This window comes from Pseudomonas sp. ANT_J28, from assembly GCF_008370005.1.
GTDB lineage: Bacteria > Pseudomonadota > Gammaproteobacteria > Pseudomonadales > Pseudomonadaceae > Aquipseudomonas > Aquipseudomonas frigoris.
Map to the genome: position 1 here is coordinate 45,693 of NZ_VOBM01000023.1, position 14,052 is coordinate 59,744.

Annotated in this window: 17 protein-coding genes; 9 read left to right on the forward strand and 8 right to left on the reverse strand. The window is 59.4% G+C overall.

From position 1 onward, the window contains the following. Positions 1-56 precede the first annotated feature (56 nt). The 6 genes from FQ187_RS17420 to FQ187_RS17445 are packed head-to-tail and all read left to right on the forward strand — an operon-like array spanning position 57 to position 6,120. Positions 57-2,975, forward strand: a complete 2,919-nt coding sequence (locus tag FQ187_RS17420; protein ID WP_149630422.1) for a monovalent cation/H+ antiporter subunit A — start codon at positions 57-59, stop codon at positions 2,973-2,975. Continuing rightward, on the forward strand, positions 2,975-3,319 hold the full coding sequence (locus tag FQ187_RS17425; RefSeq protein ID WP_007986256.1) for a Na+/H+ antiporter subunit C: 345 nt from the start codon (positions 2,975-2,977) through the stop codon (positions 3,317-3,319). Before FQ187_RS17420 ends, FQ187_RS17425 begins: the two co-directional genes overlap by 1 nt. Beyond that, positions 3,316-5,001, forward strand: a complete 1,686-nt coding sequence (locus FQ187_RS17430) for a monovalent cation/H+ antiporter subunit D (protein ID WP_149630423.1) — start codon at positions 3,316-3,318, stop codon at positions 4,999-5,001. The genes FQ187_RS17425 and FQ187_RS17430 overlap by 4 nt, the downstream gene beginning before the upstream one ends. Then, positions 4,998-5,486 carry a Na+/H+ antiporter subunit E gene (locus FQ187_RS17435; RefSeq protein WP_149630424.1) on the forward strand — a complete coding sequence of 163 codons (489 nt, stop codon included), beginning with the start codon at positions 4,998-5,000 and terminating at the stop codon, positions 5,484-5,486. The genes FQ187_RS17430 and FQ187_RS17435 overlap by 4 nt, the downstream gene beginning before the upstream one ends. Continuing rightward, complete coding sequence (locus tag FQ187_RS17440; protein WP_008151692.1) at positions 5,483-5,761, forward strand: K+/H+ antiporter subunit F; 279 nt, start codon at positions 5,483-5,485, stop codon at positions 5,759-5,761. The genes FQ187_RS17435 and FQ187_RS17440 overlap by 4 nt, the downstream gene beginning before the upstream one ends. Further along, a complete protein-coding gene (locus FQ187_RS17445; RefSeq protein ID WP_149630425.1) occupies positions 5,758-6,120 on the forward strand; it encodes a Na+/H+ antiporter subunit G in 363 nt (120 codons plus the stop codon). The genes FQ187_RS17440 and FQ187_RS17445 overlap by 4 nt, the downstream gene beginning before the upstream one ends. Before the next feature lie 27 nt (positions 6,121-6,147). On the opposite strand, the gene FQ187_RS17450 is transcribed toward FQ187_RS17445, so the two are convergent. The 4 genes from FQ187_RS17450 to FQ187_RS17465 all read right to left on the reverse strand — a co-directional run bounded on the left by FQ187_RS17450 (position 6,148) and on the right by FQ187_RS17465 (position 8,524). Further along, a complete protein-coding gene (locus tag FQ187_RS17450) occupies positions 6,148-6,585 on the reverse strand; it encodes a DUF3995 domain-containing protein (RefSeq protein ID WP_149630426.1) in 438 nt (145 codons plus the stop codon). A 130-nt stretch (positions 6,586-6,715) separates the two neighbouring features. Beyond that, positions 6,716-7,732, reverse strand: coding sequence for an ABC transporter substrate-binding protein (locus tag FQ187_RS17455; protein WP_149630427.1), 1,017 nt, complete (start codon positions 7,730-7,732; stop codon positions 6,716-6,718). 118 nt (positions 7,733-7,850) lie between these two features. Further along, on the reverse strand, positions 7,851-8,054 hold the full coding sequence (locus tag FQ187_RS17460; protein WP_149630428.1) for a hypothetical protein: 204 nt from the start codon (positions 8,052-8,054) through the stop codon (positions 7,851-7,853). Then, positions 8,054-8,524, reverse strand: coding sequence for a hypothetical protein (locus FQ187_RS17465; RefSeq protein ID WP_054052821.1), 471 nt, complete (start codon positions 8,522-8,524; stop codon positions 8,054-8,056). Before FQ187_RS17465 ends, FQ187_RS17460 begins: the two co-directional genes overlap by 1 nt. A gap of 413 nt (positions 8,525-8,937) precedes the next feature. On the opposite strand from FQ187_RS17465, the gene FQ187_RS17470 reads away from it, so the two are divergent. Next, positions 8,938-9,186, forward strand: a complete 249-nt coding sequence (locus tag FQ187_RS17470) for a hypothetical protein (RefSeq protein ID WP_149630462.1) — start codon at positions 8,938-8,940, stop codon at positions 9,184-9,186. 156 nt (positions 9,187-9,342) lie between these two features. Beyond that, positions 9,343-9,573 (forward strand): hypothetical protein, encoded by a 231-nt coding sequence (locus FQ187_RS17475; RefSeq protein ID WP_149630429.1) that lies wholly within the window; start codon positions 9,343-9,345, stop codon positions 9,571-9,573. 151 nt (positions 9,574-9,724) lie between these two features. Here the strand turns inward: FQ187_RS17475 and FQ187_RS17480 are convergent, their stop codons facing one another. Next, entirely contained in the window at positions 9,725-10,303 is a 579-nt protein-coding gene (locus FQ187_RS17480; RefSeq protein WP_149630430.1) for a hypothetical protein, read from the reverse strand. Then, complete coding sequence (locus FQ187_RS17485; RefSeq protein ID WP_149630431.1) at positions 10,296-10,928, reverse strand: hypothetical protein; 633 nt, start codon at positions 10,926-10,928, stop codon at positions 10,296-10,298. Before FQ187_RS17485 ends, FQ187_RS17480 begins: the two co-directional genes overlap by 8 nt. A gap of 341 nt (positions 10,929-11,269) precedes the next feature. On the opposite strand from FQ187_RS17485, the gene FQ187_RS17490 reads away from it, so the two are divergent. Continuing rightward, positions 11,270-11,509 carry a DUF2789 domain-containing protein gene (locus tag FQ187_RS17490; protein ID WP_033057641.1) on the forward strand — a complete coding sequence of 80 codons (240 nt, stop codon included), beginning with the start codon at positions 11,270-11,272 and terminating at the stop codon, positions 11,507-11,509. 22 nt (positions 11,510-11,531) lie between these two features. On the opposite strand, the gene FQ187_RS17495 is transcribed toward FQ187_RS17490, so the two are convergent. Together FQ187_RS17495 and FQ187_RS17500 are read right to left on the reverse strand one after the other, a co-directional pair. After that, on the reverse strand, positions 11,532-13,136 hold the full coding sequence (locus FQ187_RS17495; RefSeq protein ID WP_149630432.1) for a methyl-accepting chemotaxis protein: 1,605 nt from the start codon (positions 13,134-13,136) through the stop codon (positions 11,532-11,534). 201 nt (positions 13,137-13,337) lie between these two features. Next, positions 13,338-13,742, reverse strand: coding sequence for a TraR/DksA family transcriptional regulator (locus tag FQ187_RS17500; RefSeq protein WP_007907888.1), 405 nt, complete (start codon positions 13,740-13,742; stop codon positions 13,338-13,340). Positions 13,743-14,052: the final 310 nt, after the last annotated feature.

A 14,052-nucleotide genomic window follows, 5' to 3' on the forward strand; every position in this document is an offset into this window, starting at 1 on the left:
GCGATCCGGGAACTGGCACGTATGATGCTTCACAAACTTCCGCAGATTAGAAGCCTATGTCCCTGATAGTTCTACTGCTTCTGCCTTTTATCGGCAGCTGTCTGGCAGCGTTGCTGCCGCACAACGCGCGAAACACCGAATCTTTGTTGGCTGGCCTGGTTGCCTTGATAGGCACCGTTCAGGTCGCCCTCTTGTACCCGCAAATCGCCGATGGCGGCGTGATCCGCGAAGAATTTTTCTGGTTGCCCAGCCTGGGCCTGAACTTCGTCCTGCGCATGGACGGTTTTGCCTGGCTGTTCTCGATGCTGGTGCTGGGCATCGGCACGCTGGTTTCGTTGTATGCCCGCTACTACATGTCGCCGGACGATCCGGTGCCGCGGTTCTTCGCGTTTTTCCTGGCGTTCATGGGTGCCATGCTCGGGTTGGTGATCTCCGGCAACCTGATCCAGATCGTGTTTTTCTGGGAACTGACCAGCCTCTTTTCATTCCTGTTGATCGGTTACTGGCACCACCGCGCCGATGCGCGTCGCGGTGCTTATATGGCGCTGATGGTCACCGGCGCAGGCGGTTTGTGTCTGCTGGCGGGGGTCATGCTGCTCGGCCATGTGGTCGGCAGCTATGACCTGGACAAGGTCCTGGCCGCTGGCGATCTGATTCGCGCACACGCCCTCTACCCCATTTTGTTACCCCTGATCCTGATCGGCGCCCTGAGCAAAAGCGCGCAATTTCCCTTCCACTTCTGGCTGCCCCACGCCATGGCGGCGCCGACACCGGTTTCGGCCTATCTGCACTCGGCGACCATGGTCAAGGCCGGGGTATTTCTGCTCGCACGGCTTTGGCCGTCGCTGTCCGGCAGCGAAGAATGGTTCTACATCGTCAGCGGCGCCGGTGCCTGCACCCTGTTGCTCGGTGCGTATTGCGCGATGTTCCAGAACGACCTCAAAGGTTTGCTGGCCTACTCGACCATCAGCCACCTGGGCCTGATCACCCTGCTGCTGGGCCTGAACAGTCCGCTGGCCGCTGTGGCTGCGGTGTTTCACATCCTCAACCACGCCACGTTCAAGGCCTCGCTGTTCATGGCCGCCGGGATCATCGACCACGAAAGCGGTACCCGGGACATTCGCAAGCTCAGCGGCCTGATCAAGCTGATCCCGTTCACCGCCACCCTGGCCATGGTCGCCAGCGCTTCCATGGCCGGTGTGCCGCTGCTCAACGGCTTCCTCTCCAAAGAGATGTTCTTCGCCGAAACCGTGTTCATCAACGCCACGGCCTGGATCGAGATGACGCTGCCCATCGTCGCGACCATCGCCGGTACCTTCAGCGTCGCCTACTCGCTGCGCTTCACCGTCGACGTGTTCTTCGGCCCGACCGCTACCGATTTGCCGCACACCCCACACGAGCCGCCTCGCTGGATGCGCGCGCCGGTGGAGTTGCTGGTGTTCGCCTGCCTGGTCGTGGGGATTTTCCCGGCGCAGGTGGTCGGCCCGTTGCTGGCCGCGGCTGCCCTGCCGGTGGTGGGCGGCACCTTGCCTGAATACAGCCTGGCGATCTGGCACGGCTGGAACGCGCCGATGATCATGAGCGTGATCGCCATGTCCTGCGGCATCGTGCTTTACCTGCTGTTGCGCAATCAGCTCAAACACGGGCGTTTCAAGTACCCGCCGATCATTGGCCGATTCAACGGCAAGCGCCTGTTCGAACGCAGCCTGGTGATCATGATGCGCCTGGCCCGTCGTCTCGAGCGGCGGATCAGCACCAAGCGCCTGCAAACCCAATTGTTCCTGGTGGTGCTCGCGGCAGTCCTGGCCGGAGTGATCCCGATGCTCCACAGCAGCCTGAGCTGGGGCGACCGGCCGAAGATTCCGGGTTCGATGGTATTCGTGATCCTTTGGCTGCTGGCGATTGCCTGCGCCCTCGGCGCGGCATGGCAGGCCAAGTATCACCGGCTCGCGGCCCTGACCATGGTCAGCGTCTGCGGTCTGATGACGTGCGTGACCTTTGTCTGGTTCTCGGCGCCGGACCTGGCGCTGACGCAATTGGCCGTGGAAGTGGTGACCACGGTGTTGATCCTCCTCGGTCTGCGCTGGCTACCTCGACGGATCGAAGAGGTGTCGCCGTTGCCGAGCAGCCTGCGCAAGGCGCGCATCCGCCGTATCCGTGACTTGCTGCTGTCGACCGTGGTCGGTGGCGGCATGGCGTTGCTGGCCTACGCGATGTTGACGCGCCAGACCCCAAACGACATTTCTTCGTTCTACCTCAGCCGCGCCCTGCCCGAAGGCGGTGGCAGCAACGTGGTCAACGTGATGCTGGTGGACTTCCGCGGCTTCGACACCCTCGGTGAAATCACCGTACTGGTGGCCGTGGCCCTGACCGTATTCGCCCTGCTCCGACGCTTCCGACCTCCGAAAGAAAGTCTGCAATTGCCGGCCCAGCAACGTCTGCTGGCACCCGACGTGGTGACCGATCTGGTCAATCCGCGTCACGCCAGCGACACCGCGCTCGGCTTCATGATGGTGCCGGCGGTGCTGGTGCGACTGCTGTTGCCGATCGCATTTATCGTGTCGGTCTATCTGTTCATGCGCGGCCACAATCAACCAGGTGGCGGGTTTGTCGCGGGTCTGGTGATGTCCGTAGCGTTCATCCTGCAATACATGGTCGCCGGCACCCAGTGGATCGAGGCGCAGATGAGCCTGCGACCGCTGCGCTGGATGGGCACTGGTCTGTTGTTCGCCACGGTCACCGGACTTGGGGCAATGGCGGTCGGTTATCCGTTCCTGACCACCCACACCTGGCATTTCGAACTGCCGGTGTTCGGTGACATCCACATCGCCAGTGCGCTGTTCTTCGACATTGGCGTGTACGCCGTGGTGGTCGGTTCGACCCTGTTGGTCCTCACCGCCCTCGCTCACCAATCGGTACGGGGTCACAAGACCGCTGCCCTGCCTCGATCCGTCGCCACGCAAGGAGCCGTCTGATGGAAGAAGTCATCGCCATCGCCATCGGCGTGCTGGCCGCGTCCGGGGTCTGGCTGATCCTGCGGCCACGGACGTTTCAGGTGGTGATGGGCCTGTGTCTGCTGTCCTACGGCGTCAATCTGTTCATCTTCAGCATGGGCAGCCTGTTTATCGGCAAGGAGCCGATCATCAAGGACGGCGTGCCGCAGGACCTGTTGCACTACACCGACCCGCTGCCGCAAGCGCTGGTGCTGACCGCGATCGTGATCAGCTTCGCCATGACCGCGTTGTTTCTGGTGGTGCTGCTGGCTTCCCGGGGCCTGACCGGTACCGACCATGTGGATGGCCGGGAGCCTAAAGAATGAATCTGATGCCGCACCTGATTGCTGCACCGATTCTGCTGCCGCTGCTGACCGCCGCCGTAATGCTGATGCTGGGCGAGAAACACCGTCCGCTGAAGGCCAAGATCAACCTGTTTTCCAGCTTGGTGGGGTTGGGCATTGCCGTGCTGTTGCTGCAATGGACTCAGGAGACGGGCGTCCCCGGCTCCATCGGCGTGTACCTGCCGGGCAACTGGCAGGTGCCGTTCGGTCTCGTGCTGGTGGTCGACCGACTGTCAGCGCTGATGCTGGTGCTGACCGGGGTCATCGGCGTCAGCGCCCTGCTGTTCGCCATGGCCCGTTGGGACGGCGCCGGTTCGAGCTTCCACGCGCTGTTCCAGATTCAGATGATGGGCCTGTACGGCGCGTTCCTGACGGCGGACCTGTTCAACCTGTTTGTGTTTTTTGAAGTGCTGCTCGCGGCCTCCTACGGCCTGATGCTCCACGGTTCGGGTCGGGCGCGGGTGTCGTCGGGGCTGCATTACATCTCGATCAACCTGCTGGCCTCGTCACTGTTTTTGATCGGCGCGGCGCTGATCTACGGCGTCACCGGCACCCTGAACATGGCCGACCTGGCGCTGAAGATTCCGCTGGTGCCGGAAGCCGATCGCGGCCTGCTGCATGCCGGCGCGGGGATTCTGGCCGTGGCGTTCCTGGCCAAGGCCGGGATGTGGCCGCTGAACTTCTGGCTGGTGCCGGCGTATTCCGCGGCGAGCGCGCCGGTGGCGGCGATGTTCGCGATCATGACCAAGGTCGGCGTCTACACCTTGTTGCGTTTGTGGACCCTGCTGTTCTCCGGCCAGGCCGGCGCCTCGGCGTACTTTGGCGGCGACTGGCTGATCTACGGCGGCATGGCGACCATCGTCTGCGCGGCGGTGGCGATCCTCGCCGCACAACGACTGGAGCGTCTGGCCAGCCTGAGCATTCTGGTGTCGGCCGGGATTCTGCTGTCGGCCATCGGTTTCGCCCAGCCCAACCTGATCGGTGCGGCGCTGTTCTATCTGGTCAGCTCGACCCTGGCGTTGAGCGCGTTGTTCCTGTTGGCCGAGTTGATCGAGCGCTCGCGTTCGGCCAATGAAATGCCGTTGTTCGATGACGGCGACCTGCTTCCGCGACCGATGGAATCATTGCAGCCGCCCAAAGGCATCAACCTCGATGACGAACAGAAAGCCGTGGTTGGCCAGGTGATTCCCTGGACCATGGCGTTCCTCGGGTTGAGCTTCATTGCCTGCTCGCTGCTGATCATCGGCATGCCGCCGCTCTCGGGATTCATTGGCAAACTCGGCTTGCTCAGCGCCCTGCTCAATCCGTTGGGCCTGGGCAATGGCAGCGATTTGCCGGTTTCCAATGCCGCGTGGGGCTTGCTGGCGTTGCTGATCCTGTCCGGGCTGGCGTCGTTGATCGCGTTCTCGCGTTTGGGCATCCAGCGCTTCTGGACACCCGAGGAGCGGCCGTCACCATTGCTGCGACGCTTCGAATGCGTGCCGATCATTGCGCTGCTGGGCTTGAGCATTGCCCTGACCTTCAAGGCTGAACCGCTGCTGCGTTACACCCAGGCGGCCGCCCAAGCCTTGAACAACCCACAGCAATACGTGATGGCGGTGCTCGGCACCCGTGCGATTCCAAGCCCGGAAGCCAAAGCCGCGGTAGCGGAGGTCAAACCATGAAGCGTCTGTTTCCTGCTCCCTGGTTGTCGCTGGCACTGTGGTTGTTGTGGCTGGTGCTGAACCTGTCGATGAGTCCCGGCAATCTGCTGCTGGGCGCGGTATTGGGGTTCTGCGCACCGTTGATGATGCGCAAGCTGCGACCGCTGCCGATTCGTATTCGTCGGCCGGGCGTAATTGTGCGTTTGTTCTTTCTTGTCGGTCGCGATGTGGTGGTGTCCAACCTCGCCGTGGCCTGGGGCGTGCTCAACAGCGGTCGCCGTCCACCGCGTTCGCGCTTCATCAAGGTGCCGCTGGACTTGCGTGACGCCAACGGCCTGGCCGCGTTGTCGATGATCTGCACGGTAATTCCCGGCACCGTGTGGTCGGAACTGGCGCTGGACCGCAGCATTCTATTGCTGCACGTCTTCGATCTGGATGACGAAGCGCTGTTCATCCAGCACTTCAAGGCGACCTACGAGCGCCCCTTGATGGAGATCTTCGAATGAGCGCCTTGCTGTCGAACGCGATCCTGCTGAGTCTGTTCATCTTTTCCCTGGCGATGATTCTGACGCTGATCCGGCTGTTCAAGGGGCCGTCGGCCCAGGACCGGGTTCTGGCGCTGGATTACCTGTACATCATCGCGATGCTGATGATGCTGGCGCTGGGCATTCGTTATGCCAGTGACACTTACTTCGAGGCGGCGCTGCTGATTGCGCTGTTCGGCTTCGTCGGCTCGTTTGCCCTGGCGAAATTCCTGCTGCGTGGCGAGGTGATCGAATGAGCGCTGGACTGTCTCTGTGGGTTGAAATTCCGGTGGCGATCCTGCTGGTGCTCAGCAGTCTGTTTGCGCTGATCGGCGCCATTGGCTTGGTGCGGATGAAGGATTACTTCCAGCGCATGCACCCGCCGGCGCTGGCGTCGACGTTGGGCGCCTGGTGCGTAGCATTGGCCTCGATCATTTACTTTTCGGCGCTCAAGTCCGGGCCGGTTTTGCATGCCTGGCTGATTCCGATTCTGTTGTCGATTACGGTGCCGGTGACCACGCTGTTGCTGGCGCGGGCGGCGTTGTTTCGCAAGCGTATGGCGGGGGATGATGTGCCGGCCGAGGTGAGTAGTCGGCGCACTGAGAGCGGGAGTTAGACGCTTTTTATCTTGCATTACCTCAGATCAAATCCAGGCAACTGCCAACAACCCCGCCCCCAACACCATGCACAACGGCGAATAAGCCCAGGTGTCGAGCCGGGCAAACCTCGAATCCTTCACCTGCTTGAAGAACCCAATCAAATTCGAATCGCCGATCGCCCTGGCGAACATCAGCATCGCAATCGCGCTGATCACCCATTGCAGCGACCAGTGATGCACCGTCGGCAGATACAGGCCGACTCGCAAGCACACCAGCATCGCAATCAGCAGTAACCCGACCGCCACCAGCAACGTGGCAAAGCCTGAAGGCTTGAAGGCCGGCCTGGATTCCGCGCCGCCCTCTGCGGATATTCGCGGGACCGCCGCCTCGCTACCCAACGTGCCACCTGCCGCCCAATACAGGTGGATCAGGCTGATCAACAGGAAGATGGCAGCCATCCATTGCGCGATCAATAGGCTCATGTTCGGACTTCCAGCGTGAAATGTCGCAGCAGGATGAACTTCCTTGAACGATTTTGTAAGGGTATTCGTCAGCAATGGCGGACAGCCATCAGTGCTGATCGATGACTTTGCAGCGCCATGGTCCCACCCCTTACTTCAATTCTGCAGACACCTTGTCGGCCACCTCCTTGGGCACCCAGGCCTGCCACACGTCCGGGTGCGCCTTCATGAACGCCTGCGCCGCTTGACGTGGCGGGGTGTGTTTTTCGCTCATCTCGGCCAGCGCCTTGTTCAATGGATCGATTGGCAAGTCGACCTTGGTGAAGAACTCGGCAATCTGCGGATACTGTTTCTGGAATGGCGTGGACACGCCAATGGACAGCTTCGAGGCCAGTGAGCGAGTCGGTTTCGGATTCGGGTTGTCGGCGTCGGTCAGGGTTTTCCAGGCATCGGCGTCGAACGGCGGCTCTTCCAGCTGAACAAGTTTGAAGCGGCCGAGCAATGGTGTAGGCGACCAGTAATAGAACAGCACCGGTTTGCCGCGACGAATAGAAGAACTAATCTCCGCATCCAGCGCTGCGCCGGAGCCGCTGCGGAAATTCACATAGCTGTCGTCCAGCCCATACGCCTTGAGTTTTTGTTTGTTGACCACTTCCGACGTCCAGCCGATCGGGCTGTTGAGGAAGCGCCCCTTGCCCGGGGTTTCCGGATCGCTGAACACGTCCTTGTATTTCGGCAGGTCGCTGACACTGCGCAGGCCCGGCGCCAGCGGCTTGATGCCTTTCGCCGGGTCGCCCTTGATCACATATTCGGGCACCCACCAACCTTCGGTGGCGCCCTTGACCGTATCGCCCAGACTCGCGACTTTGCCTTCGGCCTCAGCCTTGACCCAGACCGGACTGCGACCGGCCCACTCTTCGCCAATGACCTGAATGTCATTGTTGGCCAGTGCGGTCTCCAGTGTGATGGTCGTCCCCGGCAAGGTATCGGTCGGCAGCCCGTAGCCCTTCTCGACGATGATCCGCAGGATATCGGTAATCAGGCTGCCGCTTTCCCAGTTCAGGTCGGCGAAGTGGATCGGCGCCTGGGCAGCGAACACCGGAACGGGTGAAGCCAACAATCCGAAAGTGGCCATAGTAGCGGCCAGCAACCGTCGAAATCCGTTCATGCTTTTGCACCTCGTGCTGTTCACAGCAATAGCAGGATGGCCTGGCAGAAGACCGCAAAGCCTCTGAATACTCAGTCCACTGACTGTAGTAGAGGTTCCTGCTTTCGAGGGAGGTCAATCAGTTTTCGGGAGGTTCCTGCAAGCGCGACAGCGCTCTTCGTACCATGCTGGCGTACTCCGCCAGACGTAACGTATAGATCTGTGACGCCACCCAACCCAGCCATGCACCTTGCAAAACAGCCTTCTGGTCGAACAGCCGCTGGGCTTCGGCTTGCGCACTGGCCTGGTTCTGTTCGTGGAAGTCGGCGCGGGACAGGGTCATTATTCGCTGGCCTTGAAGGTGACCAGTTCCCCCTTGCGCCACTTGGCAGCCTTGGCGGTCACCGCTTTCAGGGTTTTAGTCAGGCCTTCCTGCAACTGTTGGTGAGCGGCGAACACCATCACCACGCTATGACCTTCCTTGAACACGATCCCGTGACCATCAGCGGTGGTAACGAACGCGTAATCACCCAGGCCGTAAACCGTCAGTTTGATTTCGCGGAACTTGATGTCCAGCTTGCCGCCTTCACGACTGGGCAATACAGAGGCGCTGAAATGATCGCCGACCTTGAGTTTAAGCCCTGGTTTGTCATCAACCACCAGCGCCTCTTCGGTGTCGATCTCGGCAATATAAATGCCTTCAGCGTTCTGTTCGGTGACGTAAACAAAACGTGACTGGAACTGTTTAACCAGCTTTGCGCGCAAATCACCCAGCACGAACAAAGCATGCATATCGAGATTACTTACTGCCAAGGAAACATCCCCACATCTGAAAATGATGCTGCACACAGGAAAACAGCGCACAGCAGAAAAAAGCGGCAATGCCGAAGGTGTCGCAAAAAGGCCCAGGTTGAAATCCTGAAACGAGCAGAGGGCTCATCCATCGCGAGGCTTGAGAAGACTACTGGAACAACACTCACGTCGTCTTGCCTGGCGTTCGTCAGAGGTTGAAGGAAAAAGCCCTTGCGACGGCCAGAAAAACGGGACTACCAACTTTAGGGAAAAATCTCTTTAACAAAAGCACTTTTCCGACATATCGCCAGCAAAAAATTGCTTTAGATGAACATCGATCGCCAAACACTGACGGTGATTCTAGAGCAGCGATGCTCATCGAGACTACCCAAAACCACGTACACACGTCGGTAAAACAACGAAAAGGACTTCATATGTGCACGCTGACACATTTTGCTCACCCTCAGGCGCCCAATTCGAACAGCTTGAGGACACTGCCCCCAGGGATGTTTCAACCGCATGAATACTACCCTGCAGAGCTCGCCCGGCCACGCTTTCAGGTCATTCTGGCCGGCAATGCCTTTTTTCATATCAAGGAAATTTCCACCGGCCGCGTCAGAGGTTTCCGCGGCAATCATAACGAAGCCTGCGCCCTTGCCCGCTCGCTCGAATTACGCGGTTGACGGTCCCGCCCGTTCATTTCCATAGACGCTTCGTCATGCCGGCGACTTAACTCAGCCGCCAGCATGCAACTGCTGCCATACTGCCCGACCAATGAAACCCGTCCCCAGGGTGGGCGGCGTTCAAAACAACAGAATATTTCAAGGGAAGGCTGCTACGTGACGGAATTTGATATCGGTGAATTTTTTATCCGGGGCGAAGCCAGAGAAGTCGAAGGCGAATTCCAGGCAGTCATTATCATGCGCGCCAAACCACCGCTGACCACCGTGACGTATCACCAGGTCGAGAAGGATCGCTGGTTCAAGACCTCGGACGTCGCCGCCATCGCTGCGCAGGAAGCCGCCAAGGCGCTGAAGGTTGCGGTCGATGAAGGTGCATTGAAAGCCTGAGATGGGATGGACACGTCCGGGAACCGGCGCTGAACAGCGCGATATCCAAGACCGCCACCGCGCTGTATCAGGCCAGAACCTGCCTCGGCCCGAGAGGTGTCTGCAGCGTGCCAACCTTGCGCAGGCTGCACGCTTTGATGTCGACAAATAATCAGATCAGCTTGCGCTTGACCGCTTCATCCAGCGTGCTTTGGGTCAGGTGCTTGAGCAACACGTCCCCTCGTTCATTGAACGGCAACCCGACAATCAGCAGAATCTGCAACCAAGTGCGCGTGCTCTCCTGTTTGACGATTTTGCCCAGCACGTTGCCTTCCTGATCCTTGAACACCGTTTCCAGCGTGAAGGTATTGCTGAACGTAGTCGGGATCACGAACAGCGTGAACCCCGTCAGCCAGGCACTGGCGATATTGCCCTTCTCGTTATTGGTCAAGGTACTCGTGACGTACAGGTTCGAGTCGACTTTGTCGGTAGTCACGTTTTTGAACTGTCCGGATTCCTTGAAGGTTTCCAGCATGTTCTTTTCCACCAGCGCCGCATTGCCCACGCCACCCGACAGTTCGCCGTTGAACTGCTGCTGAGTGGTCACGTGCAGATAAGCACTGGGCTTGTCTTGTCTGGCCTGGGCCGGTGGCCACTGGTCCACCGGTGGCAAATCATGTTGGGAGTAGGAAATGCAGCCGGTCAGGGTGCTGCTGACCAACACCAGCAAAACCAAAAAGTACTTATTCATGTGCTGCCAATTCCTTTGACGGTGTACGCAGTTGAGGGGTGGCGCCGGCCAACAAGTGAGCGATCAACTCACGCAACTGGGTACCGCCCAGGCGGGGATTGAGGTAATCGGCGTTCCACAGGCCGACATTCTTGTCGAGCTTGACCTGCTCGACCGACCTGGCCAGTTGCTTGCCCTGACGGTCTTCGATGATCAGCTCCCCCGCGAGGTCGTATTTATCGACGTAAATCGGACCGTCGACCCAGATCCAGAGGGTCAAGGTCACCAGCGCGCCGGGAATGTAAGCCGGGTGCATGGTGCGTTTGCCTGCTAGCGAAGTCAGGTTGAACTTGAGCACCACGTCGTCCTCACCCGCCTTGGCCGGGAACACCACGATTCGCTTGAAGTAATCGCTTTTGTCGACATAGGTGCTGATCTGCTCGGTCAACTGCCGGCTGCCGGCGACACGCACCTTATCGTCCAGCTCGGGGGCGGAAATCACCACGTCCCTGATCTCGGCACTGCGATCAAGAGTCGATGGTGCGGGTTTCAAGGGGTCGCCGATGGGGCCCAGCGGTGTGAAAGACACACAACCAGTCAACGACAGGCCTAGCGCGATGGCCATCAGATAAACAAGACGCTTCACTGCATACATCCTTTTCATGCGGGATCGGGGATACGTCGGCTCGAAAGAAAGTCGCGCAAGGGACGGGCAATTCAGCACTGAAAGGCGGTAAACCTGGGGAGCGAGTGTCGCCTACATCCTTGTTCGAACTCTTTGAGTGGCGGCTAAGTGACGCCAAAAACGCGACGGTATCGTAATCCTTGAAACCGCAACAGGCAATAGCCTAGTGCCATCATGGTGGCGAATCCGCAGAAAGCTGCTAAACCCCAATCGAACTCTTGGCGCGCGGTTCCCTCAGATGCAATGACACAGCACTGCCGATTGCGCGCTCAATGCAACTGAGCAACCTGAAGGAGATGAACATGGATTCACCCACACATGACTTGAAAGGCTTGTTCGACCAACTCGGTCTGGACTCCAGCGAGAAGGCCATCGACGATTTCATTGCCAGCCATTCACCCCTGGCCGACGACAAGAAACTCATCGATGCCGAGTTCTGGACCCCGCAGCAAGCAGGCTTCCTGAAAGAACAATTGCGTGAAGACGCGGATTGGGCGCGGGTGGTCGACGACCTGAACCTGCGGATGCATCAGATCCACTAGCCTGCATCTGTAGGGAGAGGCCTCAACGAGGGTTTTCCGGCTTGTAACCCAACCGCAACCCCCCCCAATGCCGGCCCTTGAGCATGATGGGCACCGAGAGGTCATGCATCAGTTCACCGGTGTCGCGGGTGTAGGTTTGCAGCAGTACGGCCTGCTGGTGACTACCGCAGCGAATCCCGGTGCGGTCGGCGAATTTGCGTTTGGTGCGGTTCTGCAAGGTATCGACCTGCGCATCACCGGTCAGTGGTTGGCTGAAGACCTTGTTGTGGGTCGGCACATAGCCCTGCTGCGTACAGGCGATGGCGAACACAAGACCTTCATGACGCGGCAACAAGGGTTCCTGGATCGCCGGCAAGACCTGATCGGCGTAGCGATCGAAGCGGGTCTGGTACTTGGCCGGGCTGGTGTTGGCAATGGTTTGGTAATTGCGGTCAAACAGGTCGTCGAGGCTAACGCGGCCCTCGTCGATATCCGCTTCAAAGCGCGCCGCAATCTGACTCGCGCCTTCGCGGGCCAGGTCATAAATCCGTTGGTGGTAGTCATCCAGCCCGACTTCGGCGAGGCGTTCGCTGATGGTTTCGGCCTGACCTTCCATTTGCACGGCGGCCTGGGCCAGGCGCTGGGTCTGTTGGTCGCTGATCGCCAGGTCGCTGCGCATCTGTTCGATGGCGTGAAACAGGCTATCAAGTTGTTCGCGGTTGGTGTCGGCGCCCCTGGCGATTTCCCCGACCTGGCTTTCGACGCCGGCAGCCAGACGTGCAATGTTCTCCAGGTGCTGACCGGTGTGTTCGACCTGCTCGACACCGGTGTCTAGGTCGCTGGACAGTTGACGGATCTGCTCCACCACTTGCGCGGTGCGTTGCTGAATATCAGCGACCATCTCCCCGACTTCGCCGGTGGCCGTCGCGGTACGCGCGGCCAGACCGCGAACCTCATCGGCCACCACCGCAAATCCGCGACCATGCTCGCCGGCCCGCGCCGCCTCGATAGCCGCGTTCAAAGCCAGCAGATTGGTCTGGCTGGCGATGGACTGGATCACCAGGGTGACCCGTTGGATATCGTCACTGCGCAGGCTCAGGGCTTCGATCAGTTCACGGCTGTTACTGGCGCGCTGACTGAGTTGATGCATACGGGCGATGGACTCGATCAGCTCCGTACGCCCTGCCGCGCTGCTCCGATGAGCCTCGCTGGCCGCACTGAGGGCTTCCCGACTGAGTGTCGAGGTGGCTTGTTCGGTAGCGATCATCACTTCGGCGTTGCTGACAATCTGCGCCGCGGCACCGAGCTGCGATTGCAGTTTGTCGGCCAGTTGCTTGACCGAAAAGGCCACACCGGCGGCAGACAACGCGTTATGACTGGTGGTGTAGGAAAGATCGCGAGTCAACTCGGCAATCGCGCTGGCGCTGTCGACGGGGGTTGCCTCAGGGATGGCGCGCGAGCGCAAGCGAGGTAGCCATATCACCAGCACCGCCAATGGCAGGCCCAGGTAAAGCGACCAGCCGCCCAGCGTCATGCCGCACAACAACAGCATCAGGGCGATGCTTTGCAGGGTCGGCGTCAGCCAAAGGTTTTTCGGCAAAAGTACGGGTGCAGGCACTGCCGCAACCACAGATCCGTCACGCGTCATCTTCGTCACCCCACGAATAATTTTAATTGTTGTATCGGCATTAAACGCCACTACAAGGCCATTATCTATGGTCCATTAGTAGTGGGCGTTGCAGCAGATCAATAGAAATGCGTGGGTTTTTCGCAGACGAAAAAAAGCATCGCGGGCAAGCCTTGCTCCTGACAGGAGTGAGGCTTGCCCGCGATGCGGGGCGTTACGAAATCAGGCCTGACGCTGGTGCTTGTCGATCTGTTCGTGACGCTCTTGAGCTTCGATGCAGTACTTGGTGGTCGGGCTGATCAGCAGGCGCTTCAGGCCAATGGCCTCGCCGCTGTCGTCGCACCAGCCAAAGCTGTCTTCCTTGATGCGTTCCAGAGCCTGTTCCAACTGAGGCAGCATGCGCTGGTCGCGATCGATCGCGTTCACCAGCCAGGTGCGCTCTTCTTCAACAGAAGCAGCGTCGGCCGGATCGGCCGGGGTATCCAGGCTTTCGATGGCGATGCGATTCTGTTCGATGCGCTCATGGGTTTCGACTTTCATGTTCTGCAACAGCTCAGAGAAAAAAGCATGTTGCTCGGCATTCATGTAGTCATCCGCCGGCATGGCCAGCAACTTGTCCTTTGTCATTGATATCTCTATAAAAAAACGTGCATTAAGGCGAATTAGGGAGCGTTCCGGCGGACCTGGGTTGGCCATCGGAAAGGCGCCGTTTAATTCCAAGCGCCACCCGGCACTCAATTTACGAGGGGCGGCAGTCTAAGGCCGACTTGAGGCCTCAGCAACTGAAAAGACAGCGAATTTGTCCGACAAAGCCCTGAAAGTGCTCTATGGCAGTCTTTGCGGTGGTTATCGGAGTGCGTTTATAGCAAGAAATTCAATCGAGCGGCTGTATATAGAAGACAAACGGCTGCGCCACGCGGGTCAGGCGTGGCGCATT

What these genes read in the sequence shown, in the direction of transcription:
- FQ187_RS17445 (WP_149630425.1), top strand. Translation starts at nt 5,758, where the DNA reads ATGAGCGCTGGACTGTCTCTGTGGGTTGAAATTCCGGTGGCGATCCTG.
- FQ187_RS17470 (WP_149630462.1), top strand. Translation starts at nt 8,938, where the DNA reads ATGTGCACGCTGACACATTTTGCTCACCCTCAGGCGCCCAATTCGAAC.
- FQ187_RS17455 (WP_149630427.1), bottom strand. Translation starts at nt 7,732, where the DNA reads ATGAACGGATTTCGACGGTTGCTGGCCGCTACTATGGCCACTTTCGGA.
- FQ187_RS17420 (WP_149630422.1), top strand. Translation starts at nt 57, where the DNA reads ATGTCCCTGATAGTTCTACTGCTTCTGCCTTTTATCGGCAGCTGTCTG.
- FQ187_RS17495 (WP_149630432.1), bottom strand. Translation starts at nt 13,136, where the DNA reads ATGACGCGTGACGGATCTGTGGTTGCGGCAGTGCCTGCACCCGTACTT.
- FQ187_RS17480 (WP_149630430.1), bottom strand. Translation starts at nt 10,303, where the DNA reads ATGAATAAGTACTTTTTGGTTTTGCTGGTGTTGGTCAGCAGCACCCTG.
- FQ187_RS17450 (WP_149630426.1), bottom strand. Translation starts at nt 6,585, where the DNA reads ATGAGCCTATTGATCGCGCAATGGATGGCTGCCATCTTCCTGTTGATC.
- FQ187_RS17490 (WP_033057641.1), top strand. Translation starts at nt 11,270, where the DNA reads ATGGATTCACCCACACATGACTTGAAAGGCTTGTTCGACCAACTCGGT.
- FQ187_RS17460 (WP_149630428.1), bottom strand. Translation starts at nt 8,054, where the DNA reads ATGACCCTGTCCCGCGCCGACTTCCACGAACAGAACCAGGCCAGTGCG.
- FQ187_RS17430 (WP_149630423.1), top strand. Translation starts at nt 3,316, where the DNA reads ATGAATCTGATGCCGCACCTGATTGCTGCACCGATTCTGCTGCCGCTG.
- FQ187_RS17435 (WP_149630424.1), top strand. Translation starts at nt 4,998, where the DNA reads ATGAAGCGTCTGTTTCCTGCTCCCTGGTTGTCGCTGGCACTGTGGTTG.
- FQ187_RS17440 (WP_008151692.1), top strand. Translation starts at nt 5,483, where the DNA reads ATGAGCGCCTTGCTGTCGAACGCGATCCTGCTGAGTCTGTTCATCTTT.
- FQ187_RS17500 (WP_007907888.1), bottom strand. Translation starts at nt 13,742, where the DNA reads ATGACAAAGGACAAGTTGCTGGCCATGCCGGCGGATGACTACATGAAT.
- FQ187_RS17425 (WP_007986256.1), top strand. Translation starts at nt 2,975, where the DNA reads ATGGAAGAAGTCATCGCCATCGCCATCGGCGTGCTGGCCGCGTCCGGG.